This is a genomic window from Tateyamaria sp. ANG-S1 (genome assembly GCF_000814025.1).
In the GTDB taxonomy this organism is placed as follows: domain Bacteria; phylum Pseudomonadota; class Alphaproteobacteria; order Rhodobacterales; family Rhodobacteraceae; genus Tateyamaria.
The window spans coordinates 1-2,738 of sequence record NZ_JWLL01000031.1; the positions used below are offsets into that span (position 1 = coordinate 1).

3 protein-coding genes are annotated in these 2,738 nt (G+C 52.8%); 2 read left to right on the forward strand and 1 reads right to left on the reverse strand.

Features of this window, described 5'->3' with window-relative positions:
• The coding region (locus tag RA29_RS23865; RefSeq protein WP_039690046.1) for a nidogen-like domain-containing protein at positions 1-735 on the reverse strand (735 nt) is incomplete at its 3' end.
• A 218-nt stretch (positions 736-953) separates the two neighbouring features.
• On the opposite strand from RA29_RS23865, the gene RA29_RS23080 reads away from it, so the two are divergent.
• Both RA29_RS23080 and RA29_RS21640 read left to right on the forward strand, forming a co-directional pair.
• Entirely contained in the window at positions 954-1,334 is a 381-nt protein-coding gene (locus RA29_RS23080; protein ID WP_152613121.1) for a hypothetical protein, read from the forward strand.
• Positions 1,335-1,346: 12 nt separating this feature from the next.
• The coding region (locus tag RA29_RS21640; protein ID WP_152613122.1) for a M10 family metallopeptidase at positions 1,347-2,738 on the forward strand (1,392 nt) is incomplete at its 3' end.

Here is a 2,738-nt window from a genome sequence, read left to right on the forward strand (position 1 = left end):
GTCAAGCAGGTCGTTGCCAGATGTTCCTTGCAGATTGTCTGCACCGTCCGTGCCGGTGCTGCCACCATCTGGTACACTCACCTGACCGTTGCGTATCTGATAGACCCATAGGCCTTCAATGCCAGTATTCCCGGGCAAGCTGGGCAGTTGGGTGAGGGCTGCGGGGTCTTCATCGGGCAGAATCCAATGGACGGTTCCATTGCCAGCCAAACCGGCCCGCGCGCCCGTGTCACCTTCGCCGGTACCTTGTGTCCAATCAATCTGCTCGTAGCGAAAAACGATGTCAAAATCCCCGCCACCACGATCGAAGAGTTGCAACTGCACCGTATTGGTCATTTCGGCATTGCGGCGATACACGCCCACCTGATCCCAGGTGATGGTCACAATGTCTGCAACTGGATCCACATCTAACCAAATGGCACCGCTTTCTGCTCCTTCGCCATCCAACCGTGTGTCCACATCCCCCCAGAATGGTGCGATCAGAGGCTGGTCAGGCAGTGTGTTCAAGTCGGTAGGGTACTCCCCATAAGCGCTTGAAAAGGAGACTGTTCCGTTTGTGTTCAGGTGGAGCGCATTGGCGTTAAAATGCGCGCCCATAAAATGCAGCCCATTTTCAAAAACGTTCGATACGTCCGCTTGCAGACTGCCGTCATCATTGCGACCAACCTGAGTCTCACCAAACCCACGCGCACCACCCAAGTCGCGTTGTGCCGTACCATCCCCTGAAATTACCATTTTATGCCCTGCTTTGATGTGCAGTACATTAGGCGCGGGACGATTGACGATATGTTGTCAGGCAAACACAGAATATCATCGATTTGACACAGGTTTCACCAAAAAAGGTACCAGTGTGATGGCTCTAGGTTCTACTCGGAAACGGCGTGAAGGTGGTTGCGGTCTGGTCGCGTATAGCGGCCATCGCAGGGGGTACTGGTGCAGCAAGTAAACACAACATGAGCTCTGATAAACCTGTTATCCGGCTTTTGTGCACAAGCGACGATGGGGCCATTGCGGATCGTGCTGCATCTGATCTGTGCCGCCAATTGGTACAGGCGCTGGCACCATTGTTACCGGGCGCAAATTTTCGCCAAGTACGCATGGGGGAATGGGCACCTATACGTCTATCAGATGCTTCTGTTGCGGTGGATATAGCACATAAATTTGCCACATTGACCTGGCAGCTTGGAAATCAGCGACAAATAAGACATCGCGTGCCATTCAAAGCAACATTTGGAAATCATGCTGATCCCATCCGACAAGACGCTGGCGCCGCATTGAGTGCAACCACCCCAGAGCTGATCACAACCTTGCGCGCTCATCTGGGCATTGAATAAAGGAAACCCGTTATGTGTACCGTCTGTATGCTGACGCAAACCTTTGACACAATACGGCATGCACCCGGTGAACCGGTCTTTGCCGATCTGTATGAAGCCGAAGATGCTGCTGAAAGCACGGCAACAACTTACAGTATGTCTATTGGCGATACGTTTAACGGCGAATTGTCATCCGTGCTTGATGAAGATTGGGTCAGCATTGAGCTGACTGCGGGTACAACCTACAGCATTTCACATGTTGGGGTGTCTTTGAGCGATCCACTTGTCCGCCTGTACGATTCCACCGGTCAGCAAATTGCGGTGAATGATGATGGAGGAGCAGGCCTTAACTCGTTGTTGACCTACACCGCCGGAACGACGGGCACCTATTACATCTCGGCCGACGCATATGAGTGGAACGACAGCCGGAGTATCGGCACATATGCCCTGAGCGTTACAGAAAGCGCTCCTCCGCAACCGGCAACAGAGGGGACGCTGGACGAACTGGCTGAATATCTGACCGAAGGCTATTGGGGCGGGCGTGAAATCACATTTGACACCAGCGCCTCCAATCAGATTACGGTCAACCTGACAGGGCTCACAGCCGCAGGCCAACAATTGGCACGTTGGGCGATGGAAGCTTGGGAAATGGCCGTAAACCTCGATTTTGTCGAGGTCAGTTCCGGTGAAATGATCACCATGGACGATGAAGAAAGCGGCGCTTTTGCCTATTCCCCAAATTCGGGCTCCAGCAACGGAGTAGAGTTGAACGTCTCACGGGCCTGGTTGACCAACAACGGGACTTCGATCGACAGCTACTCCTTTCAGACATACATACACGAAATAGGACACGCTGTCGGGTTGGGCCATCAAGGGGACTATAACGGCAATGCAACCTACGGCGTAGATGAGACATTTGCCAACGACAGCTGGCAGGTTTCTGTCATGTCCTATTTCAGCCAGACCGAAAACACATCAACAAACGCCTCCTACGCCTATGTGTCGACTTTGATGATGGCGGATATTTTGGCGGCCCAAAATCTCTATGGTGCGCCTGGGGCAAGCACTGCAACCGCTGGCAACACAACATATGGCCAAGGGTCAAACTTGGGCAATTATACCGACGAAATATTTAACTGGATCGCCACGGGGAATACAACCGCGAACGTAACCGGAAATCTAATGGCCTACACGATCTATGATCGTGATGGGATAGATACCCTCAACTTCGAGTTCACGACGAATGATGCGCGTCTCGATATGCGGGCAGAGCAATTCTCTGACTTTGGGACGTTGGTTGGTATTCTTGGAATTGCCCGTGGAACCGTGATTGAGAATGCTATTCTGGGGTCCGGTCATGATGCCGTTACGGGAAATGTTGCCGCAAATATGGTCGCGGGGGGGGCTGGCAACGACCTGCTTGAC